At 71.2% G+C, this 25,512-nt stretch carries 27 protein-coding genes and 1 pseudogene; 17 read left to right on the top strand and 11 right to left on the bottom strand.

Annotated features, from left to right (window positions below; translation table 11 throughout):
- The first annotated feature begins 105 nt into the window (after window positions 1-105).
- On the top strand, window positions 106-894 hold the full coding sequence (locus V6V47_RS15530) for a GNAT family N-acetyltransferase (RefSeq protein ID WP_334628915.1): 789 nt from the start codon (window positions 106-108) through the stop codon (window positions 892-894).
- A gap of 60 nt (window positions 895-954) precedes the next feature.
- Window positions 955-1,401, top strand: a complete 447-nt coding sequence (locus V6V47_RS15535; RefSeq protein WP_334628916.1) for an SMI1/KNR4 family protein — start codon at window positions 955-957, stop codon at window positions 1,399-1,401.
- A gap of 346 nt (window positions 1,402-1,747) precedes the next feature.
- Here the strand turns inward: V6V47_RS15535 and V6V47_RS15540 are convergent, their stop codons facing one another.
- Window positions 1,748-2,536: a GNAT family N-acetyltransferase gene (locus tag V6V47_RS15540; RefSeq protein WP_334628917.1), complete on the bottom strand. Its 789-nt coding sequence runs from the start codon at window positions 2,534-2,536 to the stop codon at window positions 1,748-1,750.
- A 147-nt stretch (window positions 2,537-2,683) separates the two neighbouring features.
- Here V6V47_RS15540 and V6V47_RS15545 point away from each other — a divergent pair.
- Window positions 2,684-2,810, top strand: a pseudogene (locus V6V47_RS15545) (helix-turn-helix domain-containing protein); the annotation flags it as partial.
- A 251-nt stretch (window positions 2,811-3,061) separates the two neighbouring features.
- Complete coding sequence (locus tag V6V47_RS15550; RefSeq protein ID WP_334628918.1) at window positions 3,062-3,619, top strand: dihydrofolate reductase family protein; 558 nt, start codon at window positions 3,062-3,064, stop codon at window positions 3,617-3,619.
- Between the two features lie 188 nt (window positions 3,620-3,807).
- Here the strand turns inward: V6V47_RS15550 and V6V47_RS15555 are convergent, their stop codons facing one another.
- The gene (locus V6V47_RS15555; protein ID WP_442934240.1) at window positions 3,808-4,203 is read right to left on the bottom strand and encodes a VOC family protein; all 396 of its coding nucleotides are present in this window, start codon (window positions 4,201-4,203) and stop codon (window positions 3,808-3,810) included.
- Between the two features lie 218 nt (window positions 4,204-4,421).
- Here V6V47_RS15555 and coaD point away from each other — a divergent pair, with 218 nt between their 5' ends.
- Window positions 4,422-4,883: a pantetheine-phosphate adenylyltransferase gene (gene coaD / locus V6V47_RS15560; RefSeq protein WP_334628920.1), complete on the top strand. Its 462-nt coding sequence runs from the start codon at window positions 4,422-4,424 to the stop codon at window positions 4,881-4,883.
- Here coaD and V6V47_RS15565 read toward each other — a convergent pair.
- Window positions 4,880-5,272, bottom strand: a complete 393-nt coding sequence (locus tag V6V47_RS15565; RefSeq protein ID WP_334628921.1) for a nuclear transport factor 2 family protein — start codon at window positions 5,270-5,272, stop codon at window positions 4,880-4,882. The two genes, coaD and V6V47_RS15565, sit on opposite strands and share 4 nt — an antisense overlap.
- A gap of 77 nt (window positions 5,273-5,349) precedes the next feature.
- Entirely contained in the window at window positions 5,350-6,009 is a 660-nt protein-coding gene (locus V6V47_RS15570) for a TetR/AcrR family transcriptional regulator (protein WP_334628922.1), read from the bottom strand.
- A gap of 94 nt (window positions 6,010-6,103) precedes the next feature.
- Here V6V47_RS15570 and V6V47_RS15575 point away from each other — a divergent pair, with 94 nt between their 5' ends.
- A complete protein-coding gene (locus V6V47_RS15575) occupies window positions 6,104-7,228 on the top strand; it encodes an FAD-dependent oxidoreductase (protein ID WP_334629000.1) in 1,125 nt (374 codons plus the stop codon).
- Between the two features lie 80 nt (window positions 7,229-7,308).
- A complete protein-coding gene (locus tag V6V47_RS15580) occupies window positions 7,309-8,136 on the top strand; it encodes an NAD-dependent epimerase/dehydratase family protein (RefSeq protein ID WP_334628923.1) in 828 nt (275 codons plus the stop codon).
- Between the two features lie 23 nt (window positions 8,137-8,159).
- On the opposite strand, the gene V6V47_RS15585 is transcribed toward V6V47_RS15580, so the two are convergent.
- Genes V6V47_RS15585 through V6V47_RS15605 form a run of 5 tightly spaced genes read right to left on the bottom strand, consistent with a single transcriptional unit; the run spans window position 8,160 to window position 16,058 of the window.
- Window positions 8,160-10,940 carry a hypothetical protein gene (locus V6V47_RS15585; protein ID WP_334628924.1) on the bottom strand — a complete coding sequence of 927 codons (2,781 nt, stop codon included), beginning with the start codon at window positions 10,938-10,940 and terminating at the stop codon, window positions 8,160-8,162.
- 14 nt (window positions 10,941-10,954) lie between these two features.
- Window positions 10,955-12,520, bottom strand: a complete 1,566-nt coding sequence (locus V6V47_RS15590; RefSeq protein WP_334628925.1) for a hypothetical protein — start codon at window positions 12,518-12,520, stop codon at window positions 10,955-10,957.
- On the bottom strand, window positions 12,520-14,199 hold the full coding sequence (locus tag V6V47_RS15595) for a hypothetical protein (protein WP_334628926.1): 1,680 nt from the start codon (window positions 14,197-14,199) through the stop codon (window positions 12,520-12,522). The genes V6V47_RS15590 and V6V47_RS15595 overlap by 1 nt, the downstream gene beginning before the upstream one ends.
- Before the next feature lie 57 nt (window positions 14,200-14,256).
- On the bottom strand, window positions 14,257-15,492 hold the full coding sequence (locus V6V47_RS15600) for a hypothetical protein (protein ID WP_334628927.1): 1,236 nt from the start codon (window positions 15,490-15,492) through the stop codon (window positions 14,257-14,259).
- A gap of 50 nt (window positions 15,493-15,542) precedes the next feature.
- A complete protein-coding gene (locus V6V47_RS15605) occupies window positions 15,543-16,058 on the bottom strand; it encodes an NUDIX hydrolase (protein ID WP_334628928.1) in 516 nt (171 codons plus the stop codon).
- Between the two features lie 65 nt (window positions 16,059-16,123).
- Here V6V47_RS15605 and V6V47_RS15610 point away from each other — a divergent pair, with 65 nt between their 5' ends.
- Complete coding sequence (locus V6V47_RS15610) at window positions 16,124-16,615, top strand: type II toxin-antitoxin system PemK/MazF family toxin (protein WP_334628929.1); 492 nt, start codon at window positions 16,124-16,126, stop codon at window positions 16,613-16,615.
- A gap of 25 nt (window positions 16,616-16,640) precedes the next feature.
- Here V6V47_RS15610 and V6V47_RS15615 read toward each other — a convergent pair whose 3' ends face one another.
- Window positions 16,641-17,285 carry a flavodoxin family protein gene (locus tag V6V47_RS15615; protein ID WP_334628930.1) on the bottom strand — a complete coding sequence of 215 codons (645 nt, stop codon included), beginning with the start codon at window positions 17,283-17,285 and terminating at the stop codon, window positions 16,641-16,643.
- Window positions 17,286-17,444: 159 nt separating this feature from the next.
- Here V6V47_RS15615 and V6V47_RS15620 point away from each other — a divergent pair, with 159 nt between their 5' ends.
- From V6V47_RS15620 to V6V47_RS15630, 3 genes are all read left to right on the top strand, one after another.
- A complete protein-coding gene (locus tag V6V47_RS15620; RefSeq protein ID WP_334628931.1) occupies window positions 17,445-17,777 on the top strand; it encodes an ArsR/SmtB family transcription factor in 333 nt (110 codons plus the stop codon).
- A complete protein-coding gene (locus tag V6V47_RS15625; protein WP_334628932.1) occupies window positions 17,774-18,247 on the top strand; it encodes an SRPBCC family protein in 474 nt (157 codons plus the stop codon). The genes V6V47_RS15620 and V6V47_RS15625 overlap by 4 nt, the downstream gene beginning before the upstream one ends.
- An 87-nt stretch (window positions 18,248-18,334) precedes the next feature.
- The gene (locus V6V47_RS15630) at window positions 18,335-19,351 is read left to right on the top strand and encodes a phosphotransferase enzyme family protein (protein WP_334628933.1); all 1,017 of its coding nucleotides are present in this window, start codon (window positions 18,335-18,337) and stop codon (window positions 19,349-19,351) included.
- Window positions 19,352-19,358: 7 nt separating this feature from the next.
- Here V6V47_RS15630 and V6V47_RS15635 read toward each other — a convergent pair whose 3' ends face one another.
- Window positions 19,359-20,009, bottom strand: a complete 651-nt coding sequence (locus tag V6V47_RS15635; RefSeq protein ID WP_334628934.1) for a GGDEF domain-containing protein — start codon at window positions 20,007-20,009, stop codon at window positions 19,359-19,361.
- Window positions 20,010-20,277: 268 nt separating this feature from the next.
- Here V6V47_RS15635 and V6V47_RS15640 point away from each other — a divergent pair, with 268 nt between their 5' ends.
- The 6 genes from V6V47_RS15640 (at window position 20,278) to V6V47_RS15665 (ending at window position 25,486) form a co-directional block, all read left to right on the top strand.
- Window positions 20,278-20,517 (top strand): DUF397 domain-containing protein, encoded by a 240-nt coding sequence (locus V6V47_RS15640; protein ID WP_334628935.1) that lies wholly within the window; start codon window positions 20,278-20,280, stop codon window positions 20,515-20,517.
- A gap of 140 nt (window positions 20,518-20,657) precedes the next feature.
- Entirely contained in the window at window positions 20,658-21,542 is an 885-nt protein-coding gene (locus V6V47_RS15645) for a helix-turn-helix domain-containing protein (protein ID WP_334628936.1), read from the top strand.
- Window positions 21,543-21,632: 90 nt separating this feature from the next.
- Window positions 21,633-22,475, top strand: coding sequence for an SAM-dependent methyltransferase (locus tag V6V47_RS15650; protein WP_334628937.1), 843 nt, complete (start codon window positions 21,633-21,635; stop codon window positions 22,473-22,475).
- A gap of 109 nt (window positions 22,476-22,584) precedes the next feature.
- Window positions 22,585-23,649 carry a LacI family DNA-binding transcriptional regulator gene (locus tag V6V47_RS15655; protein ID WP_334628938.1) on the top strand — a complete coding sequence of 355 codons (1,065 nt, stop codon included), beginning with the start codon at window positions 22,585-22,587 and terminating at the stop codon, window positions 23,647-23,649.
- Window positions 23,650-23,651: 2 nt separating this feature from the next.
- The gene (locus tag V6V47_RS15660) at window positions 23,652-23,855 is read left to right on the top strand and encodes a hypothetical protein (protein WP_334628939.1); all 204 of its coding nucleotides are present in this window, start codon (window positions 23,652-23,654) and stop codon (window positions 23,853-23,855) included.
- A 155-nt stretch (window positions 23,856-24,010) separates the two neighbouring features.
- Entirely contained in the window at window positions 24,011-25,486 is a 1,476-nt protein-coding gene (locus V6V47_RS15665; RefSeq protein ID WP_334628940.1) for a protein kinase domain-containing protein, read from the top strand.
- The last annotated feature ends 26 nt before the right edge of the window (window positions 25,487-25,512 follow it).

Here is a 25,512-nt window from a genome sequence, read left to right on the forward strand (position 1 = left end):
ACATGGGGGCCGGTCGTCTCCTGGTAAGCCGCGCGGTCAGCGGCAGAAAGGGACGTGACGGAAACGGGTTGCCGACAGGCGGCGCCGTTGCCATGCTCCGCCGTGATGACGACACGCAGCGAACTTCTGGCCTTACATGACCAACAGGTGCGAGGCACCATCGCGTCGCGGCTGCCGCGTCACTGGGAGTCGTCGTGGGATGGCCCCGTCCTGCAGGTCGCCACCCCCACGAGAGGGTTTGCCTTCGCGCAGGATCTCGATGACCTCGACGTCGAGGAACTGGACGCGCTCATCCGTCGGGTGCGTGACCGCTCGGGTGCGCGCGGCAAGGCAATCGAGTGGAAGACGTACGGCCACGACCGGCGCGATCTGACCGAGCGGTTGCGGCTTGCGGGGTTCGCGCCGGAGGACGAGGAGACACTCCTCATCGGTCTGGCAACCGATCTGACCGCGGCCGGCCAAGCCCTCGACGGCATCGCCATCCGCGAGACGACGGATCCCGTCGACCTGCGCCGGATCGCGGCCCTGGAGTCCGAGGTCTGGGGCGCCGACTGGGCTTGGCTGGCCGATGATCTACGCGACCGCATCGAGTCGGCCCCGGAGAACATCGTCGTTTTCGTCGCAGAGGCTGCGAGCGAGGTCGTGTCGGCCGCTTGGCTGGTCGTCATCCCTGGCACGGAGTTCGCCGCGTTGTGGGGTGGCTCGACCCTGCGGCAATGGCGCCGGAAGGGCATCTACCGTGCGCTGGTCGCCCGTCGCGCACAGCTGGCCACCGACCGGGGCATCATGTACCTCATGGTCGACGCGTCCAAGGACAGCAGCCCAATTCTCCACCAACTGGGCCTACAGGCTGTCAGCACCACGACTCCCTGGGTATGGAGCCCAACCACCTGACCGAGAACCGCGCTGCACGTGCCGCGGGAGCCGCGGTCCTGCCGATGCCATTCTGTTCCGGTGAAGGATCACGATGCGCGAGGCGATGTTCAGCGACTTCTGCTTGAGGTGGAGCGGGCGCCGGAGCAACCGATGCCTGGAGGCGCAAGCGACCACGAGTTGGCTGATCTGGAGCGACGGCTCGGCATGCCTCTGCCCACGGTGCTCGCCCAGTGGCTGCGGCTCTGTAAGGGAGAAGCCATCTGCGCTGGTGGTGTCTTCGGGGCTCGGGACGGACACGACCATCTCGATATCGCCGCTCACCGTGCACTGCATCCGCGCTGGCGGGAACTTGGCTGGCTGCCGGTGGCCGGCGATGGCTGCGGCAACTACTACGTTCTCATCAGCAGCGGTGAACTCGCCGGGAAAGTCGCGTTCGTCGACACGATCTCGGATCCGAACCGTGTCGAGACCGTGGCCGGCGACAACCTGTGGACCTTCCTGAGGTCCCTCCTGCTACGCGGATGAGTCGTCGAACGGGCACTACTGTCGGCCGGCCCGGCAACTGGCCCACCGTCTCGAACGGCCCCCAAGCCGCCATCAGAGTGCGCGACCCCGCGTGTCGCCTGCGAGCGGTGCGGCACCTTGCACTGTGGTCCGCGAGACCTGTGGCATTGAGGCAGATGTCGCCAGGGATCCGTTCGCGATGTTCGCCGACTGGGACAACGCCGTGCAGGACACCAGACGACACGGCTGGGTTCCCCAACCCACCCGACCACGGCCAGAACTCACTGCGACACGGTGGGGCGGCGGAGGTGTAAAAGCGAGGGCAGCTGGTTCTTGGACCGAATCGGGAGGGACGGCGTGCGAGCGCTCACCGCTGCCAGTTGTAGGGCGTCGTCGTCGACACCTTGATCAGACCGTAGCGTTCAAGGATCGGGCGCGAGTACTCGGTCGAGTCGCTGTTGATGAGTGTCTTGCCCATACGGAGTGCTGAGCGGGCCCGCGCCGCGGTCAACGCGCGGTAGATCCCACGGCCGCGCCACTCCACAAGAGTCGCGCCGCCCCAGATCCCGGCGAAGTCGGTCCCACGCACCGGCTCCAGTCTGCCGGCACTGACGATCCGTCCACCCACCTCTGCAACCCACAACTCCATTCCGTCATCGCGGGCCAGGCGGCGCAGGAGGGCGTTCGCCATGTCATCGCTGACCGGGTTCTCAAAGGCTTCGTCCTGCATCGCACTCATCGCGCGGACGTCTGCCTCCTCGCTGACCCGACGCAGGGTCACGCCTTCGGGCAGCGAAACGTCAACGGCGAGTAGCCGCGCCTCGCCGATCATGATCGACTCAGGCTCATCCGCGGTGAAACCATTCACCAGCAACGCCTCGTGCAACCCCGGTGCATGGTCGTGCCCACGCGCCTTCCACTTGATCCGCGCGATCTCGGGGTCTGCCTGGTAGTGAGCGAGCGCCTCCGAGACGAGCCGACGAATCGTGTCGGCGTCCGCTCCGCCGAGATCGCGGTAGGTGACGAAACCACGACCACCCGCGAAGGTCACGAGACGCAGTGGTCCGTGTCGGGTGACCGAGATCGCGCTCGGCGTCTCGGCGTCAGTCCGAAGCTGTTCGTCGTAGGCCGCAAGCAGTCGAACCGAATTGATCATGTTCGTACGCTGCAACAGCGGGGCCGGAGACGCAACTGGTTTCGAGCCAGCCCCACGTTCCAGCGCCGGGCGGACAGGGCAAGTCACTCGCTCCGTGAATCAGACCGGCTGGTCGCCGAGCGTGGCGGTGACGGCGTCGCTGATGGCCGACCGGGTCGGCAGTGGGCCCTGGGCCTGCCGGATCGGTCTGCTGGTGGCCGCCTACTGGCGCACGAACCTGACGATGCGGCAGATCGGCCCCCTGTTCGGGGTGTCGCACTCGGCGGCGCACCGCGAGAGGCGAGTGATGTTGTCAACGGATCGGTCGCCGGGCCGGTGCGGTTACGCCAACGCGGCCATCGCCGAACGTCTGCACGTGTCGCAGAGCGCGGTCGAGAGACACATCAACGTCATCGTCGACAAGCTCGACCTGTCCCAAGCGGCTGGCTACAGTCGCCGGGTCTTGGCGATCCTGTGCTGCCTCGGCTCCTAGGCCGTGTTTCGTTGCACCTTGCCGACCTGGAAGCGGCGTTAGACTCGCCGGCCATGGGACTCCTCACCTTCAGCCTCAACCTCACCCTGGACGGCTGCGTCGACCACCAGGAGGGGATCGCCGACGACGAGACGCACGCCTTTTTCACCCGTCTCATGGACGAGGGCGGGGCAATGCTGTGGGGTCGCGTCACCTACGAGATGATGGAGAGCTACTGGCCGGCTGTCGCCCGCGGCGATGAGGTTGCGCCGCCGGCCCTGCGCGAGTGGGCGGTCAAGCTGGAGGCCAAACCCAAGTACGTGGTGTCGTCGACGCGCAAGGACTTCCCGTGGACCAACAGCCACCACATCGCCGGCGATCTGCGCGAGGGCGTGCAGAAGCTCAAGGACGCGACCCCGGCCGGGGTCCTCCTCGGAAGCGGCAAGCTCGCGACCGAGCTCGACCGGCTGGACCTGATCGACGAGTACAAGCTGCTCGTCCATCCCAGGATCGCCGGCCACGGCCCGACGCTGTACCAGGGCGGGCTGCCCGGCACGCGCCAGCTCGAGCTGCTCTCGGCGGAGCCGCTCCGCAACGGCGTGGTGGCCATGCACTACCGCCGCGCGCGCTGAGTCACAGGATTCCATCGCCGCCAGTTCACCGTTAGCGCGGCGTCGTCGTTGATCGGTGGATCAAGACCCTGTCTCGTCTGGCGGCTGGTGTCGTCGCTCGGCCGCTCCCGGGGCTGGACCACCAAGACGCACCTGGCCTGTGGACACGGCCACGGTGGGCCACTAGCTGAATCGCACCTGCGGCGACGTCAGCTCGCCCCGAGCAGGTCCCACCGGTTGCCCGCGATGTCGAGGAAGACCGCGACCCGGCCATAGGGCTCGGTGCGCGGTTCCCGGACGAAGGTGACGCCGGCCTCGGTCAGCCGCCGGTGGGCGGCGTCGAAGTCGTCGACGCGGTAGAAGAACCCGACTCGGCCGGCTACCTGGTTACCGATCGCGGCACGTTGGTGTTCTCCGTCGGCGCGGGCGAGCAGGATCCCGGTCTGGGCGCCCGGCGGCCGGACGACGACCCACCGCTTGGGTCGATCGTCAGTGGTCAGCGATGGAGTGTCCTCGACGAGGTCGAAGCCGAGTACGTCGGTGAAGAACGCGATCGCGGGGTCGTACTCGTTGATGATCAGGGCAACCAGGTCGATCTGCACCACGGCAGCGTACGCGGGAACCGTGTCTCCCGAGAGCAGGCGTTCCACGAACTGCCCGGCGGTCCGGCCCACACGGATCGGCCACACCCAGGGCCAGCGCGGGCCCGGGGCAGCGAGCCCCGCGTCGATCTAGGGCATGTTGCTGCTAGTGGATCTTCGGGCGCAGCAATCTCCCCTAGATCGACGCGGCGAATCCGACGGCCGCTCCCTAGAGTCGGGCCATGAGCACTGCGACAGCACGCACTCCGGGTCGCGTACGCGTACGAGCCGTCTACCCCGGGAGCTTCGATCCCTGCACTCCTGGGCATCTGAATGTGGTGAACCGGGCGCGCGGCCTCTTCGACGAGGTGGTCGTGCTCGTCGCGGTCAACAGCATCAAGCATCCGGGCACCGACGAAGAGGAGCGAGCGGCCGCTGTCCGGGCTCTCCTGCCGGCCGAGTGGGCCTCCGTCACCGTCGCGGCCTGGAGCGGGTTGACCTCCGCCTACTGCCGTCGCCACGAAGTAGGCGTGATCGTCCGGGGTGTGCGTAACACGACCGACCTTCGGGCCGAGTACCAGCTCGCCGCGATGAACCAGTCGCTGGGTGTCCCCACGGTATTTCTGCCTGCGGAGCCCGAACTGGCCGCGGTGTCTTCGACTGCCGTGCGCGCGCTGGGACAGTGGCCTTCGTCCAGACCCTAGCCGGCGGTGGCCTCACGCTGGATCTGCTCGAATTGGGCGGCCATCGCGGCGGCCAGGGCCTGTGCGGCGGACAGCGGACGGACCATGACGGTGAACTCGTCGATCAGGCCGTTGTCGTCCAGGTGTAGGAAGTCGCAGCCCTCGACGGCGACGTCGCCAATCCGCGCCTCGAACACCAGCGCGTGATCGCGACCGTCGTCGCCGCTCAGCTCTCGGACGTACCGGAAGTCTTCGAACACCCGCAGCACGCCGCGCAGGATCGCCGCCGTGATGGCCTTGCCCGGATAGGGCTTGAACGCCACGGGGCTGCGAAACACCACGTTGTCGGCGAGGGCCGCCGCGATGGCGTCGGGGTCACGTGCGTCAACCGCCGTACGAAAGTCGATCACCGCGCCAGCGTACGGGTTACCTCCCGCCGCCGCCGGACGCCAGCACTCCGGCCGGCCGTTGGCCGCGGCGCAGTCGGTCACGTGCGGGGTCTGCTGGTGAGGCCGTCCAGGACGGTGGTCAGGTTGTGCTTGAAGGTCTCCTCGGCGTTGAGATGGGTGCCGTCGATGACGAGCCGGGCGACGGTGGGGTATCGGCCCGTCTCCAACATCCGCGTGAGGTAGGGGCCGAGGCTGGCCTGGAAGGCGGTGAGATCGGTGCCGGTGGAACGGGCGGTGCGTCGCTCGGTGACCTCTCTGCGGACCGCTCCGATGATGAAGGAGTTGAGGGCGCCCAGTGCCCGCTGAAGATCGTCGATGTCGTGCACGCTGGGGGCCTGGCTCAGCGCCGCTGCCGTCGCCTCGCCCACGGCGAGCGCGTGCGGTCCCAGGTGTGGCCTTCCGCCGAGCAGGTCGGAGAACCACTCATGATCAAGGGCGGCGTCGCGGGTCGCGTGGGCGATGGCCAGCACCGTGGCGCGCCACTCGGGTTGCTGGGCGACCTCGGCGATCCGGGCGTAGACGACGTCGACCATCAGGTCGAGTAGTTCGGATTTGTTGAGCACATAGTCGTAGAGCCGCATCGGACCGACACCCAACTCCTTGGCGATCTTGCGGACCGACAGGCCGTCGAGACCGTGCGCGTCGGCGAGCCGGATCGCCGTGGCGGCGATCTTGTCGCGGCTCAACGGCACCGGCACCGCCCGTGGCTGAGGCTCGGGCCGTTCCCAAACAGGCAACGCTTCGCTACCGTACGGTGTATCCACAAATACAGTGTACGGTAACGGAGTGAGTATGCGTATCGCGATCGCTGGTGGCGGCCTCGGCGGGCTGACTCTGGCCCAGGTCCTGCACCGGCACGGCATCGATGCAGTGGTGTACGAGCGCGAGGGGAGCCGATCCGCGCGGCCGCAGGGCGGCTCGCTCGACCTGCACCCGGAGTCCGGGCAACACGCCCTGGCCGAGGCGGGTCTCGCCGGCCGGTTCCGTTCGGAGGCGCGGCCCGAGGGCGAGGAACACCGCATCCTCGACCCGACCGGACGGACCCTGATCCATCACGAGCCGCAACCTGGCTCATTCTCGGGTCGTCCCGAGATCGACCGGAGCGCACTGCGCGACCTTCTGCTCGATTCCCTCCCCGACGACACGGTTGTCTGGCAACACCGGCTCGTCGCGGCGACCCCGCGACCTGACGAGGGCTGGGAACTGACGTTCCACGGCGGTCACCGCACCAGCTGCGACATCCTCATCGGCGCGGACGGCGCGCGCTCCGTCGTCCGGTCACTGCTGATCGACGTCGAGATGACCTATGTGGCGACCCTCGTCGAGTTGAGCATCGAGGACGTCGACCGGCGCCATCCCGATCTCGCCGAGCTGGTCGGCCCCGGAAACCTGTGGTGCGTCGGCGTGAACCAGATCCTGGCAGCGCAGCGCCTCGGCGACGGCAGCCTGCGGGTCGGGATCTCGCTGCGCGCAGAGGGCCGCCCCGTCGACACGTACCGGAGCAAGCGCGCTCTGCTGGACATCTTCGAGGGTTGGGACCCACGCCTCACCGCGCTCATCGAGGCCGGCGACGGCACCCCGACGCCGCGCCTGATCGAAGCGATGCCCCACGGCACGCGCTGGGCCAGCCAGCCGGGCGTCACCCTCATCGGCGACGCCGCGCACCTCATGCCGCCCGTCGGCGAGGGCGCCAACCAGGCCATGCTCGACGCCGCCGAACTCGCCAACCAACTCGCCGCCAACCCCGCCGACCCGGACTCGGCGATCCGGACGTACGAGGAGGCGATGTTCGGCAGGATTCATCCGATCGCCGAGATGTCCGCACGAGTCCAGGCGATGATGCTGTCCCCAACCGCGGCGGACGACATCGTCCGCTTCTTCACCGCCCGGCCCGCCGAACCGGCGACCGCGGACTGAGGCTTGCCCCGGGCCGACAGCGGGAGGTCCGGGCGACAGCGCCGGTGGGTTCGTCGGTAGGTGCCGCCAGGATGTGTGCCATGACGTCACAACTGGGCACGGTCGTGGTCACCGGCGCCGCGGGGCGGATCGGGTCGGCGGTGCGCCGACACCTGCGCGACGAGGTTCGCCAGCTCGTGCTGGTCGATCGGGTTCCGATACAACCACAATCACCGGTGGAGCGGGTGAGACAACTGGATCTGGTGGACCTGGACGCCGTGGTGGCCGCGCTGGAGGGGGCGGACGCCGTGGTGCATCTCGCGGGGCTCGCGGACGAGGCGCCCTTGGCCGACCTGCTGGACAGCAACGTGCTGGGCACGTACAACGTTTTGGAGGGCGCCCGCCGGCAGCGGGTGGGCCGGGTTGTCCTGGCCAGCAGCAATCGTGTCACCGGGTTCTACCCGGTCGGGCAGGTTGTCGTACCGGACGCACCGGCTCGGCCGGACGGGTTCTACGGGGTGAGCAAGGTCGCCGTCGAAGCGCTCGGCCGTTTGTACGCCGACAAGTTCGGGCTGTCGGTGGTGTGCCTACGCATCGGCAGTTTCGAGGACGAGCCGACCGAGACGCGTTATCTGGCAACCTGGGTGAGCCCACGCGACGGCGTCGGCTTCGTCCGCGCGGCCATCACCGCGCCGGACGTGCACTTCGTCACCGCGTATGCGGTCTCCGGCAACACGCGCGCGTACTGGGACAACGCCGCTGCCGGGGCGCAGCTCGGCTACCTGCCGCTGGACGACGCGGAGGACTATGCCGCTCGGGTGCCCGGTGCGGATGCCCCGATCGATCCCGCTGCCCTGCAGGGCGGCGCCTACACCAGCGCCGAGTATTCTCTGCGGCACGTCGTAGTGTCCCCTCCGCCCTCCTCGTAACGGCGCAGGGTCCGGCTCGGGCGTCACTGCTCCGGGTTCAGCTCGGCCCCCGTCTGCAGATAGATCAGCGCCGTCGGTGTGGCGACCTCCCAGGGTTCGTCGACGGCGATCTCCTCGCCCGGCCGGTCGAGGGCGTCGCCGATCAGGTCCTCGATCGGCGGGTACGGGTTGGTGCCGTCCCGCCAGGGCCGCGGGGTGAGCGCCGGGATCTGCGAGGTCTCCAGGTACGTCCCGACCACGTGCTCGTAGCCGGCGCGGACCGGCACCGTCACCCGGGCGGCCCCGGCCTGGAGGAACGCCTCATGGACGGGGTCCGAGCTGGTCCGGGTCCGCAGGGTGGCCCAACGCTCCCGACCCGCCCACTGGTACGGGTAGAACAGGTAGACCATGTTCTCCCACTCGAAGAGGTCCTCGCCGAACTGGATCTGGTCGGCCTCCACGGTGGTCTCCAGGCGGTCGATGCGGGGCGCGTCATCGGCGGGGAAGGTCAGGCCACCGAACTGGTCGAACTCGTGGCCGAAGAGCACGGACTGGCAGGCCCGCTTCAGTTCGAGCTGTTCGACCCGCCGGTTCGTCTCGGGGGCCTGCTCGGAACGGTACACGGCTCGGGCCAGTCGAAGGCGTTGGTCGTTGTCGTACGCCGTCAACTGCGCCAGATAGCTCGCGCGGATCGTCTCGTACGCGCGCAGCCGCCACGCCTCGTACGCGGCGTCGGTGCGTTCGCAGCGCACCCGCACCACGACGGTGAGGCCGCCACGCTGGTCGGCGCTGATCCCGATGGGCAACGGCCCGGGGAGTACGTGGTCCAGCCCGACGAGCATCTGCCCGTCACCGCCGTCGCTGGAGCTGACGCGGCGCTCCCCGATCGCGATCTGCACGGCCTGGGGCGGGCTGCCCTCCTCGGCGGTGTACTCGCCGTCCTCCAGTCCCCAGGTCGTGGTCACGTACGCCTCGGTGGCCTCGTAGCCGCCCGGCACCAGCACCTCGGCGACGTAGGCGCTGTAGCCCCACTCGGGTTGGGACTTGTCCGTGGAGTTCTGGGAGTAGTCGAATGGCCGGGCCGGCGGGTCGGCGAACGTCATGGTGGCGGACACCACCGGCTCGGGCGGGGGTTCGACGCCGACGACGTCCCAGCGTGCGGCCTTGTCGGCGTAGTTCTCCTCGTTGAGGTCGGCGACGTCGAGGAACCATCCGGCCGGCTTGGCGACCGCACCGTCGTCGCTGGTCTGCTGCGCCAGGTAGACGAGCACGGCGGCCGGCTCCGGCACGACGAACTGGAGCAGCAGCCGCTCCCCGTAGTTGTAAACCTGGGCCTGGTCGACCTTGGTGAGCCAGCGGTAGATGCCGGCGATGTTCGCCGAACCACCGGCGTTGTCGAACCGGTGCTCGTTGGTCTCGGTCACCCGGGTCGTACTGGTGCTGGTGCGGCGTTCGGAAGCCTCGCTGCGCAACAGTTCCGAGGCCCGTTCGGTGAGGGTCTTGGAGTACGACACGGCCGAGCTCATGCTGCTGGCGGTGGTCGTGGACCGGTCGGCGTTGATGTCGACGCCGGCCTGCACCGGCCCGAAGCCACCGGAGACGTTGACGCCCAGCGACATCGAGCTGGTCTGGGTCGCCGCCGTGGTGAGCGCGCGGTCGAGGCTGTTCTGTTCGGTGGTCTCCAACTCCTGGGTGGTCTCGGCGATCGACTGGGTCGACGTGGTGACCGACTCCCGGGTGCTGGTGTCGACCACGTGGGTGCGGCCGCGTACCTCGCTGGCCAGCACGTTCTCGACGTGCGAGATCTCACCGAGGTCGTAGCGCAGATGCGTGGTGCGGATGACCATCAGGTCACCGCGGCCGGCGACCCGGGCCTGCGCGCTCAGCACCGGTACGCGGGGCGGGACGTACTCGATGTCGTCGCCGATGTCGATGGGGCCGCCCTCGACCAGCCGCCCCGACTCCGGCGGGTTGGCCCGCCGGTCCACACGGCGGCGGGCTGCCTCGCGTTCGCTGGCGAAGAGCTTGCCGAGGGTACGCAGCTTGGCGGTCGCCGGCGCGCCGAGTTCTCCTGCGGCGCGGGAGGTCGCCTCGATGGCCGGGCCGAGGTCCGGGAAGTTCGCTGCCTGTAGGTCGGCGAGCGTCGGATCCGGGTGGCCGGTGGCGCGTGCCCGGGTGAGCAGGCGCGCGGTGTGGATGGCCAGGTCGGCGAATTGCTGGGCGACCGCGACGTCGGCGTCGAGCTGCGGGGCCGGCTTCGGCGCGGGCGGCAGTTCCAGGTCGCGGCCACCGATCAGCCGGCGGACCAGGCACGCGTCCTCGGCGTTGGTGAGGGCGAGACGGATCAGCGTGATGCCCCGCAACACGCGTAGGAGGACGGTCGACGCCGCGCCGCGCGGTCGGCCCAGGAACCGGCCGAGGGCGGTCATGTCCACGGTCCAGCGGGTGAGGGCGGCCACCGCGCCGCCGAACTGTTCCGGGGTCACCCGCCGCTCGGCCATCCACTCGCTGAGAACGCGGCGCAGCTTCCCGACCGTGAGGTACGAGTCGAGCGCGGCGCGCCGCAGCAGCGTCATGGCCAGCCGTCCGAGGTCCTCGAGGCGGTCGTCCTGTTCCTTGCGTCGGGCGGCGTACAACGCCTGGGCCTGCTCGACGTCGCGGCTGGCCAGCGCGTCGCGGACCGGTGGCGACCAGTCGTCGCGGAAGTCCAGCACCGCCTTGATGATCTTCGGTCCGGTGGTGCAGGTGCCGTCCTCGGTGTCGGCGGGGTCGCCCGCGCGACGCAGTTGCACGAAACGGAGCGTGGCCTCGGGCGTTGCCGGCATGGTCGGTCCTCCAGTCAAAGGTGGGGCAGGTGCAGGGCGGTCGGCATGCCGTAGCCGTCGACGTGGCTGTTGAGCCGTTGCACGAGGTGGTTCCAGGCCGCGGTCGCCTGCGGTGTCGAGGCCAGGGCGCTCTGCCACTCGTCGTCGTGCAGCGCGGCCATGAGGTCGGCCAGGGTGCGCTGGTCGAACGCGATGAGCGGCTCGGTCGCCCGGGCGGAGTCGGTCAGCGGAAACGGCTCCAGGGTGGCGCCGAACTCCGAGGTGAAATCCTGTGCGCGCGCCGCGAAGTCGTACTTGGCCTCTTCCGCGACGCTCGGGACCAGACGGTTGCCCCAGCGGTCGACCCGGGTGATGCCGCCCATCATGCGTCCGGCGTAGAGGTCGGTCTTCGCGTGGTCCGGTGGGGAGAGCAGGTGCAGGTTGCCCGGTTCGGACGCCCCGGTCAGCATGGACAGCCGGCTGCTCCAAAAGCTTTCGTCGAGGTTGCGGCGCAGCGTCCGGGCCCAGCGCTGCATCTCCCTGATGAACCGTTGGGGTCGCGCGTGCTCCCACTCGTACACGCGGATGGCGACGTTTCGCGCCGACGGAAGCGCCATCGCGGTCTCGAACAGCTCGTCCCGCGACAGCCGGTAGTACGGATCACGGCCGTAGCGGCTGCGCAGGTCCGTCGGGTTGCCGCGTGGCACGGCCGTACTCCGGCCATGGTGGTCCCACAACCGTTGGAGTTCGTCGTTGTCGGCGGTGAGGATCCGCTCGTCCTCCAGCCGGGCCGCCAGCTCCCACCGCGCCTGCGCGACGGTTCGCGCGCTGGGTGGCCCCTTGTCGTACGAGAATCGGTAGATCGGGGCGTCCCCGCTGGAGATCATGTGCGCGATCTGCACCTCGGACAGCAACAGGTCGGGGTCGTAGTCCCAGGCGTGCAGCTCGTCGACGCTGCGGACCCGTAGCTCCCGGAAGAGCTCCGGTCCCCGCGCGGTCAGCGGTATCTCCCGGTCCCAGACCCGTGACGCCAGCACCACGCCGATCGAGCGGTGACCGCGGGCGGTGACCACGGGACCGTACGCCGGGTAGCGCAGGCCCGGGTTGACCGGAGCGTTCATCGGGGTGACGTTCAGGTCGTCGGGCAGCTCGACGTGATAGCCCTCGTGGTACCGGTAGGAGCCGTACGACACGCCGCCGTCGTACGGTGTCGAGACCGTCCGGAAGTCGGCGTAGGCGCGCCGCAACGCGTCGACGTAGCGCGCGGGATCGGACGTACGCAGCAGCGTCGCGGACGCCTCGCCGAGCAGCGCGTCGACGACACCGGCCAGCAGCGAGCCGTGTTCACCTCTGGCCAGGAAACCCTCCATCGTCAGGTCTGGGGAGTCCCGGCGCGCCGCCTCGAAGGCGTGCTGCAGGAAGCCCGACCGGAGACAGACGCCGGAACGGTCGATGAGTTGCCCGGGGTCGCGCAGAAAGGCGACGGGCACGCCGTCCCTCGGCAGAAGTGCCCGTGCCTGCGGGGTCATGCGCTCCAGTTGGCCCAGCAGTGCGAGCCGCTCCGGTACGGACAGGCCAGCGTTGGTCGGCGGACGCGCCATCAGGGGCCTCCCTCGACGCGTTCGATCAGTGAACGGGCCAGCGTCGCGTCGTCGGGTACCACGGCCTCGGCCGCCTCCCGCAGTCGCCGCGTCGGATCGTCGCCGAGGGTGGTGACCCGCCGGCTGGACGCGAGCAGTGAGCCGACCGCGCGTTCGGCGACCTCGGGCAGCAGTACGCCGCCGAGCGTGATCGCCGCCTCGAGGCCGCCCATCGGCGCGCCGTAGAGGTCCTTCCCCGTCAGCACGTACGAGGCCACACTGCCCAGGTCACGCAGGTCGTACGCGACCTGAAGCGGCGGGAACGGCACGAACTCGCCGACCGCGACCGCGATGTGGACGATCTCCTCGATCGTCGCGGGCCGTGCCTCCAGACGCGCCCCGGCCTCGACCTCGCCGTCGGCGATCACCAGCGGCACGTCGTCGACGTGCCGGACGACCTGCTCGCGATACTCGACGACGCCGTCGAGGTCGGACTCGCCGGCCGCCCCGAGGGGCAGGTCCACGGTGACCCGCACGTTCTCGGTGCGGACCACGCTCAGCCGGAAGCACGGCGCGAACGTCGCGGTCTCGCCGGGCGGCTCAACCGACACCTCGCCGTCCGGGTCCAGGAAGTCGAGTCGGTAGGCGAAGCGGTCCTCTCCGCTCGCCGGGTCGACGCGGATGCGGATCGGCAGCGGCGCGGTCTCCGGCAGCCCGCCGAGCCACTGGACGTACGTGTCGAGCAGGCTCATCAGCATCGCGAACACGACGTCGTCGACGGCCTTCGCCGCCTCGACCAGCCAGGTCGGCTGCCAACCCCACGGGGTGCCCCGGGGCAGCCGGCGCAGGTCCGGCTTCAGCAACACCAGGTCGACGCCGTCCGGGCAGGTCTGCTGCACCGCCACGGGTCGCGGCTCGTCGCGGGCACCGTTCAGAGCCACGGCGTTCGCGACGATGTCCGGCTCCGCCAGGGGTACGGGCCGCAGCGGCGCGCCAAGCGGCGGCAGCGTCCGCGCGGAACGATGCCGCTCGAACTCGAAGGCGAGTGTCTGGTCGCAGGTGACAGTGCCGTCACCCGGTCGATAGGCCGCCCGGACGACGCTCAGGGCGGTGTCGCCGAGCAGCGGTCGCTGCGCGAACGTGACACCGGGTGCCGCGGCGACCCGCAGCGCCATCGCACTCCAGTGGAAGATCGCCGAGCAGTCCGTCGCCGGGTCGCTGCCCGCCGGCGCGTCGGTGATGCCGAATCCCCGTGCGGGCGCGAACGCGTAGCCGAAGGCGAGTGGCTCGTACTCGACCGGGTCGCGGCCCGACGAAAACGTGACGGTCTCCGCGGCGCCCCGGATCGGGTGCTCGACGGCCAGGTCGAACGCCAGCGGTCGCGCGGTCGCGAAGTCCAGCACGGTCGCGGCGGAGGCGTCGATCGGCCGGCCCAGCGCGGCGGCCGTCGCCACCTCGTAGTACCAGCCGGGCAGGTAGACGACGGAGAGGTTCTCCGGGTCGAGGTATCGCACGTGCAGCACGTTGCTGAGGGCGTCGACGCAGACGAACACCGGGCTGACCGGTGACCCGCGGCAGAGCTCACGCCAACGACCGCCCACGTGGTCCGGAGCGTCCACCGCCAGCCAGACGTCCTCCAGCAGGCCGCTCAGGTGCCGTACCGCGGCACCGGCGGCCGCGAGGCTGGCGGCGTCTCCCATGGCGGGAGGCTAGCGGGGATCGACGGTCAACACTGTCACCCATGCGCCAGCCGTCGGTTAGGCGTCGGTGTCGGGCAGGTCCTCGGGCTCGGCGACCCAGCCGGAGAAGACCGTCACCCCGTGCCACGGGCCGGTGCCGCCGTCGGCCCGCGTGTCGGTGGCGACCGCCACCACCGCGTACGGGTGGCCGAAGCGCAGCTCGGCGGTGCGGGCGACGCTCTCCGGCGGCATGCCGGTCACCCCGAACGAACCGGTCACCGCCGCCGCCTCGAAGCCGTACCGGCCGAACCGGGCCATCGCTGCCTGCCGCGCCTCGAAGTCCTGCACCGGCAGTGCCAGCGCCCTCGCCACCGTCGCGGAGGCGGCCCGGAGGCCCAGCGCCGGATCGGTCAGGTCGTGCTCGCTGCGGGCCGACCAGCAGGGCAGTAGCGCGGCGTACCGCTCCTCGCGGCCGAAGGACCGCGACCGCACCTCCCGCACGGTCCACAGTGGCGCGGCGCCGAGCGGGAGGTCGAACAGGGAACGGCGGCCCGCCGGTCTCGTGCTGTCGGCGACGCCGGCGCTGAGCTGGTACGCGGCGGCCAGCACGTCGGCCGGTGACACGTGCGGCTCGGCGGCCACCGAGAGGACCACCAGCCCCGGGCCATCGGCGCGTCGGGCCGGCGCGGCGTGCATGATCACGTCGCCGGCCCGCTCGGTCGTCACGATGGCGCACCCGTGACCGCGCTGCGGGCTGCGGAGCACCCGGCGTAGCTGGCCGGCCCAGGCGCTGTCGGCGCCGAGCGCGCTGGCATCGGCGACCTCGAACGGGTCGGCCCAGGAGATCCGGGTGGCGAGTGCGCTGGCCAGGGCGAGCACCACGTCCGGCCCGATCTGGAGCGGGAACTTCTCGATCAACCCATGGGTGTGCTCGCGGGCCCAGGCGTCCAGGCCGGCCTGGTCGGGCAGCGCGCCGACCTCGGTGCTCGTGGGCAGCGCGGCCCGCCACTCGGTCGGCCCGCCGTCGCCCTGGCCGGGTCGGTGCCAGAGCGCGGTGGCGGACGCGACCAGGGGATGTGGCGCGTCCAGCAGCGCGTGCGCGGCGTCGGCGGCGCTGGCCAGATCGGTGCCCAGGGCCTGCGCCAACTCCTCGGCCACGGTGGGGGCCAGCCCGCCCGGGTCGGTCGCCGTCGTGGCGCAGAGCGCGAGCAGCAGCCAGGCGCCGAGCGGGGAGGCGATGTGGTGCTGGTCGCCGATCGTGGCGTGCAGTTTCTCGGCGTACGCGGACAGCGCCCCGTGCAGGTCGGTCGTCATGCCCCCACTCTGCCCGGCCGCGCCCGACCCGGCATCCTCGCGGGCCCGGCTCACGACCACAGCTCGAACGGCTCGTCGATCTCCTCACCGGCCAGGAACGGCGTGATGAGCTGGGGGAGTTGCCCGGGATAGAAGCGTTCCCGACTGGCCACCACCTCCGCGAGGGGCCACCAGCGGAAGCCGAAGTAGTCCTCCCGCTCGTAGTCGAGGCGGTACGTCTCGTCCACGTCCGGACCCGGTCCGGTCAGCCGTACCGCGACGATCACCTCGTCCTGCACGTGGCGTAGCTGACGGTGCAGGAAGCTCGCCCGTCGTCGCCAGGTCGGCGGACCCACCTCGTCGGCGGTGACCACCAGGCCGGTCTCCTCGCGCAGCTCACGCACGGCGGTGTCGCGGTAGGTCTCCCCGGGGTCCATGCCGCCGCCGGGCAGCTCCCACCAGGTGCCCAGCCGAGGGTGGTCCGGGTCCTGGGTGTGGAACAGCAGGACGCGATCGGCGGCGTCGCGGACCACGACCCGCACCGCGCGCCGCTCCAGGATCGGCAGGTCGACGGGCAGCTCGGTCATGGGGACAGTCTGCCGCAGCCGCCGCCCGCTCCGGTGGCCGCCAAGCGACGGGTAGGCTGCCCGCCGTGGCTGGTCTGTTGAGGAACGTGGCGGCACGCATCTCCCGAGTGGGCGCGGTGATCCCGTCGCCCCGGCGATCCGGGCCGAGCCCGGCGCAGGTGGCGCGACGCCGCCAGGTGAGCGCGTTGCAGCGGCGGGAGTTGACCTACGCTCCGGAGAAGGACGGCCAAGCCGACCCGGGGGAGATCGTCTGGACCTGGGTGCCGTACGAGGACGACCCCCGGCAGGGCAAGGACCGCCCGGTGCTGGTCGTGGGGCGGCACAGCCGGACTCTGTTCGGGCTGATGCTGTCGAGCCAGAGCGAGCGCCAGGGGCAGCGGCACTGGTTCGCGCTCGGGCCCGGCGAGTGGGACCGGGACAACCGGCCGAGCTGGGTCCGTCTGGACCGGGTGCTCACCATGCGCGAGGACAGCATCCGCCGCGAGGGCGCGGTCCTGGACCGGCCCCGGTTCGACCGTATCGGGCAGGCGCTGCGCACCGGCTACGGCTGGCGCTGACCGTCGCGCTGAGCTGCCGAACCGGTCATTCGCGGCTGGGCCCGACGGCGGCGCTCCGCGCGTCCGGTGGCGGGTACGGCTGCTCGGCGAGCAGCCGTGCCAGGTGCGCGCTGTTGAGCGCCAGCGCCTTCGTGGTGCGGCCGGTGGTGTCGGGCTTCGGGCCGGCGTCCCGGTAGTCCAGTGTGTGCAGCGCCTCGCCCACCCAGTAGGTGGCACCGGCGGCGGCGAGGGTGAACCCGACCTCGCTGAGTGCCTGCTGCACTTGGCCGACGGTGTGGTGCGCGCCGTCCTCGTTGCCGACGACGGCGACGCCGGCGACCTTGCCGTAGGTGAGGAGCCGGCCCTCGGCATCGGTCTCGGAGAGTTCGGCGTCGAGGCGTTCGAGGACCATCTTGCACACGCTGGACGGCTGACCGAGCCAGATCGGCGTGGCGATGATGAGGATCTGGGCTGCCAGCAGCTTGGCGCGGATCGCCGGCCACCCGTCCCCACCGCCCTCGTCCGTCGACACCCCGAACCGCACGTCGTGGTCGACCACCCGGACCAGTTCGCCGTCCACGCCCTGTTCGGCCAGTTCGGCGAGCACCTCCCGAGCGAGCTGCTCGGAGCTGGACGGGGCCGGCGACGGCTTGAGGGTGCAGTTGAGCACGAGGGCCCTGATGCTCGCCACGGTGGTTCCTCTCCGGCGCTGTTCGGGACTGACCGGGCTTCCATACCCCCACACCACCGTGCGACACCTGACGGCCTTCGACCCGACTCGCTTGACGCAGGCACCGTGGGCTGTATATTCAACCTATCGGTTGATAAGCCAGATGGTTGAGAGCTACTGATGACAGCAGATCCGGTCAGCACCGTGTTCGCCGCACTCGCCGATCCGACCCGGCGGGCCATCCTGGCCCGGCTGGCGGCTGGCGAGGCGACGGTCAACGAGCTGGCGGAGCCGTTCCCGATCAGCCTGCAGGCGATCTCCAAGCACCTCAACGTGCTGGAGCGGGCCGGGCTGGTGGTGCGGACCCGTGAGGCGCAGTGGCGTCGGTGCCGTCTCGAGCCGGCGCCGCTGCGCACGGTCGCCGAATGGGTCGACCAGTACCGACGGCTCTGGGACGACCGTTACGACACGTTGGACGACTACCTACGCGACCTGAAGGGAAAACAGCCATGAGCAACCCCCGCGACCTCGTCGTCGACCTCCCGTCCGACCGGGAAATCACCATGACCCGGTCCTTCGCCGCCCCGCGCGAGCTGGTCTACGCCGCGCACACCCGGGCCGAGCACCTCAAGCACTGGTGGGGTCGGGGCAACCCGCTGGACGTCGAGATCGACTTCCGGGAGGGCGGCCACTACCGCTACGTCGAGCACGCCGACGACGGCAACGACTACGCCTTCCGCGGCGAGTTCCGGGAGATCGTCGTGCCGGAGCGGATCGTGCAGACCTTCGAGTTCGAGGGCATGCCGGGCCAGGTGGCCGTGGAGACGCTGGTCTTCACCGAGCACGACGGCCGCACCACCGTCACCGGCACCACCCGTTTCGACACCACCGAGCAGCGCGACGGCATGGCCGACTCCGGCATGGCGCAGGGCGCCGCCGAGTCGTACGCCGCGCTGGACCGGCACCTGGCCACACTGCGCTGACCCGGTGGGCCGGGCGCCGCGCACGGTGGCGCCCGGCCCGCCGAAAAACCGTTGAGGCGTACACCTACCCACTGGCACGGTGTCGTGATGCTCCGGGACATGCCGTCGCAGGTGGTTCGGTGGGTCCGTGTCGACTTCGGCCTCGATCTGACCACGCTGGACGAGGTGACCCACGGCGCCGACCAGCACGCCCGACTGTGGCTCGGGCAGACCGCCGATGGCACCCGTTACGCGGTGAAGCTGAGTGGCGGCGGCACTCCGGCCGGGTTGGTCGTCACGGCGTACCTGGCCGGGCAGGGGGTGCCCGGCGTCCCCGCTCCGCTGTGTACGCAGGACGGGCGGTTGTCCGGCGACCGTGACGGCCGTCGACTCTCGGTGGTGCCGTGGGTCTCCGACGAGCGGGCGCTCGACGGCCCGATGACCGACGCGCACTGGCGCGCGTACGGCGAGGTGCTGGCCGCCGTCCACGCGCTGCCGGTGTCCGAGGAGTTGGCAGGGCTGCTGCCACCGGGCGGTGCCGCGTACCCGTCGATCGTGGCGGCGACCCGCGCGTTGGCCGAGCGGCTGCGCGACCCGGCCCCGGCCGACCCGGCCGGTCCGCTCGTCGCCGAGCTGGCGGCGGCCTGGTCCGCGGTGACCGACGCGGTGGCCCTGCTGACTCGTCAGGTGGAGCGCCTGGCAACCGACGAGCGCCTGTGGGCCGGGCCGGTGGTGGTCTGCCACGGCGACCCGCACCTGGGCAACCTGCTGTTGGGCCCGAACGGGCAGGTCTGGCTGATCGACTGGGACGACGCGGTGCTCGCCCCACCCGAGTGTGACCTGATGTTCCTCCTCGGCGGGGTGCTCGCCTTCGCGCCGATCACCGCCGAGCAGCAGCGGGCCGCCCTCGCCGGCTACGGGCAGGTCGACGTCGACCCGGCCCGTCTGGCCTGGTTCCTCGCGGTCCGCGCGCTCGATGACCTCAGCGACTGGACCCGCCAGGCGTTGGACACCGGCGCGGCCGCGGCCGACCGGGTCCGGGCGGCACGGATCGTGCGGGGGCTGGTGTCGCCGGTCGGCCTGGTCACCCTCGCCGACGTGGCGCTACGGGGTCTCGACGGCTGAGGCGCGCTCAGTACTCCGCCAGGCCGGCGCTGTCGACCAACTGGCGGGGCGATCGGGCGGTGCCCAGACTCTTGGCCTGGTACATGGCCGCGTCGGCGCGGCCGAGTGCCTCGGTGAGCTGGCCCGGCCCGGTCACCGGGGCGAGCCCGACGGAGGCGGTCACCCGGACGCTGCGCCCGCCCAGCGGAATGGGGGAGGCGACGGTTTCGCTGAGCCGCCGGGTGGCGTGCTCGATCCAGCGCCGGTCGATGGTCGGGCTGGCGAGCAGCCCGGCGAACTCGTCCCCGCCGAGGCGAGCGACAAGGTTGTCACCGGCGAAACCGGCCAGCCGCTCGGCCACACTGATCAGAACCTTGTCGCCGGCGGCATGCCCGTACCGGTCGTTGATCTGCTTGAAGTCGTCGAGGTCGAGCACGACGGCGATCAGCGGCTGCCCCGCCGCGTCGGTGAGCAGGGTGGCCGCGAGGCGGTAGAAGGCGCGCCGGTTGGGCAGCCCGGTGAGAGGGTCGTGACTGGCGGCGTGCCGCTCGGCGGCGAGCTCGGCCTGGAGGTGACCGATCTCGGCCTCGGCGCGGACCGCTCGGCGGCGCAGTTGCCAGCCCGAGAGCAGCGCGCCCGCGGCGCAGATGCCGGAGGCGACGCTCATCGGATCTGGCACGAGCCCTCCCATCGCCGTCACCGCCTCCAGCCTTCGGCCGGCGCGGCGCGCACGCCGCGTCGGGCCCAGTTTTGCCTGATGGTTGCCCCATTCGGGGTAACGCAACGTGAACGGATGGGTACCGTGCACGTGCGTTATCATGCTCGACGTGCGGTGCAGATGCAATAGCAAATGCACGTGCAGCACTGGCCGATATCGATACCGCACCCCTCGCCGTCACCGCTCCTCCTGGGGACACCGGCGGGTTCGTGAACAGAAGGACGCCCTCATGCAGCCGCCACCGAATGGCGTTCCGATCCATGAGCTGCCCCCGTTGAGCTGGCAGAAAAGTCGTCGCAGCAACCCCAGCGGCAACTGCGTGGAGCTCGCCGAGCTGCCCGGCGGCGCCGGTATCGCGGTCCGCAACTCGCGGCACCCGGAGGGTCCGGCGTTGATCTACACAGTGGACGAGATCACCGCCTTCGTGCTCGGCGCGCGCGACGGCGACTTCGACCACCTCATCAACTGAGCGTTGCCGGAGGAATGTCCCGCCGACGGGACTGAATAACCCGCGCGGAGGAGTTCACCTCACTGTCGGTCCATGGCATGCTTACGCGTCGGTCGGGTGGGGCACCCGACCACCAGGGGTCGGTATCCGGAGGTCCGCACGTGACGATGGTTCCCGCCGAGGGCGGCCCGACAACCGGGCCCACCGTGCTGCGCATGCTGCTCGGCGCCCAACTGCGCCGCCTGCGGGAGTCCAGTGGGGTGACCCGGGAGGGCGCCGGCTGGGAGATCCGCGCCTCCGAGTCCAAGATCAGCCGCATGGAGCTGGGCCGGGTCGGCTTCAAGGAACGCGATGTCGCGGACCTGCTCACGCTCTACGGCGTCACCGAGGAGCAGGAGCGTGACGCGCTGCTCAAGCTCGCCCGGGACGCCAACAGCCCCGGCTGGTGGCACCGGTACGGCGACGTGTTGCCCAGTTGGTTCCAGTCCTACCTGGGCCTGGAGGCCGCGGCCGCGCTGATCCGCAGCTACGAGGTGCAGTTCGTCCCCGGCCTCTTGCAGACCCGGGAGTACGCCCGCGCCGTCGTGCTGCTCGGGCACGGCGCGGCCGACCCGGCCGAGATCGACCGTCGGGTCGCCCTGCGGATGCAGCGTCAGCAACTGCTCCACCGCCAGCACCCGCCGCTGCTCTGGGCCGTGGTGGACGAGGCCGTGCTGCGCCGCCCGATCGGCGGTGTCGAGGTGATGCGCGGCCAACTGACCGCGCTCATCGAGGCGACGAAGTCGGCGACGATCCGGCTCCAGGTCATCCCGTTCGCCGCCGGTGGCCACGCCGCCGCCGGTGGAGCGTTCACGATCCTGCGTTTCGGCGATCAGGAGCTGCCCGACATCGTCTACATCGAACAGCTCACCAGCGCGATCTACCTCGACAAGCGCGACGACCTGGATTATTACGCGGTGGCCATGGAACGGCTCTGCGTCGAGGCCGAGCCGCCGGAGCGTACGCCGGAGATCCTCGGTCGGATCCTGGACGACCTCTACGCCTGACGGGCCCACCTCGGGGCAACGCCCCGGGCCGGCGTGGCCTTAGCATGGTCCACGACTGACGACTGTGGACGCACGCTCGTGGAGGCAGCCTTGACCACCGACGCTCCGGGCTCGACGGCCAGCTCCCCGAGTGATCGGATCGACTCGTCGGTCCCGCACCCGGCCCGCCGCTACAACTACTGGCTGGGCGGCAAGGACAACTTCCAGGCCGACCGGGAGTCCGGCGACGCGATGGCGGCAGCCTTCCCGACCATCCGCACGGCGGCCCTGGAGAATCGTCGCTTCCTCCAGCGGGCCGTGGGCTACCTGGCCCGCGAGGCCGGCATTCGGCAGTTCCTCGACATCGGCACGGGCATCCCGACCGCCGACAACACCCACGAGGTCGCCCAGGCCGTCGCACCGGAGTCCCGGGTGGTCTATGTCGACAACGACCCCATCGTGCTGGCGCACGCCCGGGCGCTGCTGACCAGCTCGCCGGAGGGCGCCACCTCCTACATCGACGCCGACCTGCGCGACCCGGAGCAGATCCTCACCCACCCGGACCTGCTGCGCACCCTCGACCTGTCTCAGCCGGTCGCGCTCATGTTGGTGGCGGTCCTGCACTTCGTGCCCGACGGCGACGACCCGTACGCGCTGGTGCGCAAGCTGCTCGACGCGCTGCCGGCGGGCAGTTACCTGGCCGCCTCGCACGCCACGCACGACTACCTGCCTCCAGAGGTCGCCGCGGAGGCGAAGGTGGCGGCCAAGGGCGGTAGCCCGCACGGCCTGATCAACCTGCGCACCCGGGCCGAGTTCACCGGCTTCTTCGCGGATCTCGACGTGGTCGAGCCGGGCATCACCTCGGTCGCCGAGTGGCGGGCCGAGGGCGAGCCGCAGCCGCGTCCCTCGGTGGTCGAGGTGAGCATGTACGGCGCGGTCGCCCGCCTGCCCTGATCCGTTCGTCGAGGCCGGGCGGCACTCTTCAGCATTGGCATTGACCGACGCCGAGCTGTCCGGCTAGTCTCTGTATCGATCCAGTCTGAATCGATGCAGAGAGGTGCGGATGAAGCCGACCCTGCAAGCTGTGGCGGACGCCGTGGGCGTCTCTCGCAGCACCGTGTCCAACGCCTACAGCCGCCCCGACCAGCTCTCCGCCGCGCTGCGCGGCCGGATCCTGGACGCCGCCCGGCAGCTCGGCTACCCCGGCCCCAACCCGACCGCCCGCTCACTGCGCCGTGGTTTCGTCGGCTCGATCGGGGTCCTGTTCACCTCGCAACTGTCGTACGCCTTCACCGACCCGTTCGCGGTCCGCTTCCTCGCCGGCGTGGGCGCCGCGGCCGAGCGGCACGGCACCAGCATGCTGCTGGTGCCGCTGCCACAGGGAGCGACCGACGCTCGGCGGGCGGTGGAGAATGCCGCCGTCGACGGCTTCTGCGTCTACTGCGTCGCCGACGAGGAATGGGCGCTGGAGGTGATCCGGGACCGCGGTCTGCCCTACGTCAGCACGGCGGCCCGCGACGACGCCGGCCCCGACGAGCGGTTCGTCGGCATCGACGAGCGGGCCGCGGCCCGCGGTGTCGCCGCGCACGTCGCCGGTCTCGGTCACCGCCGGGTCGCCCTGCTCGCCGACTCCGTGCTGCCCGACGCGCCGGCCGGCCCGCTCACCCTGTCCGGCGTCGGCCAGGTGCCCCACCCGACCACCCACGGCCGGCTCGCCGGGTTCGCCGACGCGTTCGCCGAGGTCGGCGTCGACTGGGCCGAGTTGATCCTGCTCAACGCCCCGGGCAACAGCCGTCAGGCCGGAGCCGCGGCCGTCGCCGGGCTGTTCGACCGGCCCGCGCCGCCCACTGCCGTGCTGGCCGGCTCCGACGTGCTCGCCCTCGGCGTCCTGGACGCGCTGGCCGAGAGGCCGGCCGGCGACCGCCCGCCGATCTCGGTGACCGGCTTCGACGACATCCCCGAGGCCGCTGTGGCCGGCCTCACCACCGTCCGGCAACCCGCCGAAGAGAAGGGCCGGATCGCCGCCGAGCTGTTGCTCGACCCGCCAGCGGACGTCGCGGCCGGTCATGTGCTGCTGCCCACCGCACTCGTCGTCCGGGCTTCCACCGGACCTGTCCCGAGGAGTTGACCATGGAACATTCGACCGGTTACCTCGCCGCCCTCGACGCGGTGAACCGACACGTCAACTCGGCCCGACCGGACGCTCCGGTCCAGGTCGAGCGGGTCCGCCCTGCGCTGCTCAACCCGACCCGGCAGGCCACCGCCGGCATCCTGCGCCGCCTCGCCGACCGGATCCAGCCTCGACCACTGCCCACCGCCACCCGCTGCTCCTGACCGAACCGCCGGGCCGGGCCGACCGCCGGCGCAGCCCGGTGTCCGGGCCCCCGTCACCTGCACGACCGGCCATTTCGGTACGCAGGGGAGGAGTGGGCCCGGACCGGGCGGCGCGGGTGGTCGGTACGGGATCGGCCAGGCAAACTGGGTAGGCCATGTCTCCGTTCACCCCCACTCTCCGTCTCCACGACCGCTACGTACTGCACGAGCGGATCGGTCTCGGTGGCATGTCCGAGGTCTGGCGGGCCGACGACGAGGTGCTCGGTCGCCCGGTCGCGGTCAAGGTGCTCGCCGGGCAGCTCGCCGCCGACCCACAGCTGCGGGCCACCATCCAGCGCGAGGCCCGCGCGGCCGCCCGGCTGACCCACCCGCACGTCACCCAGGTGTACGACTACGCCGAGGCGACCCTGGCCGGCGGCGCGGTGGTCCCATACCTGGTGATGGAGCTGGTCGAGGGGCACAACCTGGCTGACCGGCTGCGCAACGGGCCCCTGCCCTGGCCGGAGGCGGTCCGGGTGGCCGGCCAGATCGCCGCCGCGCTGGCCGCCGCCCACCGGATCGGCGTCGTGCACCGCGACGTCAAGCCGGGCAACGTCATGCTCACCGACACCGGCGCCAAGGTGCTCGACTTCGGTATCGCCGCGCTCGGTGGCCCGCATCACCCGCTCGCCGGGGAGACCGGCGAGCCGCTGATGGGTACGCCGGCCTACTTCGCCCCGGAGCGGCTGGCCGCCGGGCCGCCCAACCCGGCCAGCGACGTGTACGCCCTCGGCGCGCTGCTCTACCGCACGCTCACCGGCCGGGCGCCGCTGCCCGTGCAGAGCTGGGAGGACGCGCTGGAGGTGCACCGACGGGGCACCCCGGTGGAGCCGCTGCGGGTGTCCGGCCTGCCGGCCGATATCGCCGAACTGACCATCGCCTGCCTGGCCGCCGACCCGGCCCGTCGGCCGACGGCGGCGCAGCTGGCCACCCGCTTCGGCGCGGGCCAGCCGGTCGAGCCGCCCACCGAGCTGCTGCGCATCCTGCCGCCCGCCCACGCGGCCCACCCGCCGACCCTGATCGACCGCTCGGCCGCCCGCCCGTCGCTCACACCGGAGCGCCCCGTACCACGTCGTCACCGGTCGCGGCGACCCCTCGCCGTGCTGGTCGCGGCCGGCCTGGCGGCGCTGATCGGCGTCGGCGCGCTGCTCGCCCAGGGCCTCTACTCGCCCGACTCCTCGCAGGTCGCCGGCCCGTCACCGACCACCGCCCCGACGCCGTCACCGTCCAGGCAGTCGCCGACACCCGCAGCACCGTCCTCCCCGCCGGCGCCCGCCAACAGCAGCGCGGTGCCCCCGACCGTCGGTCAACAGGTGCCGGTCAGCCTGCGGCAGTTGACCAGCGAGTTCGCCGCGGTGCTCGCCGAGGCGCAGTCGCGTGGCACCGTCGACCGGAAGACCGCCGAGGACCTGCGCGACGACCTGGCCGACGCGACCCGCCGTTCGAGGGATCGCGCCAAGCGCGTCGCCGACCTGCGGGAACGCATCGCCGAATTGGCGGACCGGCGTCGGCTGCCGGCGCAGACGGCCGCCCAGCTCGACGCGCTGCTCCGCCAGTCCGATGCTTTTTCGGACGACCGCACCGACCGCTGACTGAGCCGTCAGTCGCGCTGGCATGA

It is taken from the genome of Micromonospora sp. CPCC 205539 (genome assembly GCF_036906815.1).
Classification (GTDB): Bacteria; Actinomycetota; Actinomycetes; order Mycobacteriales; family Micromonosporaceae; genus Micromonospora.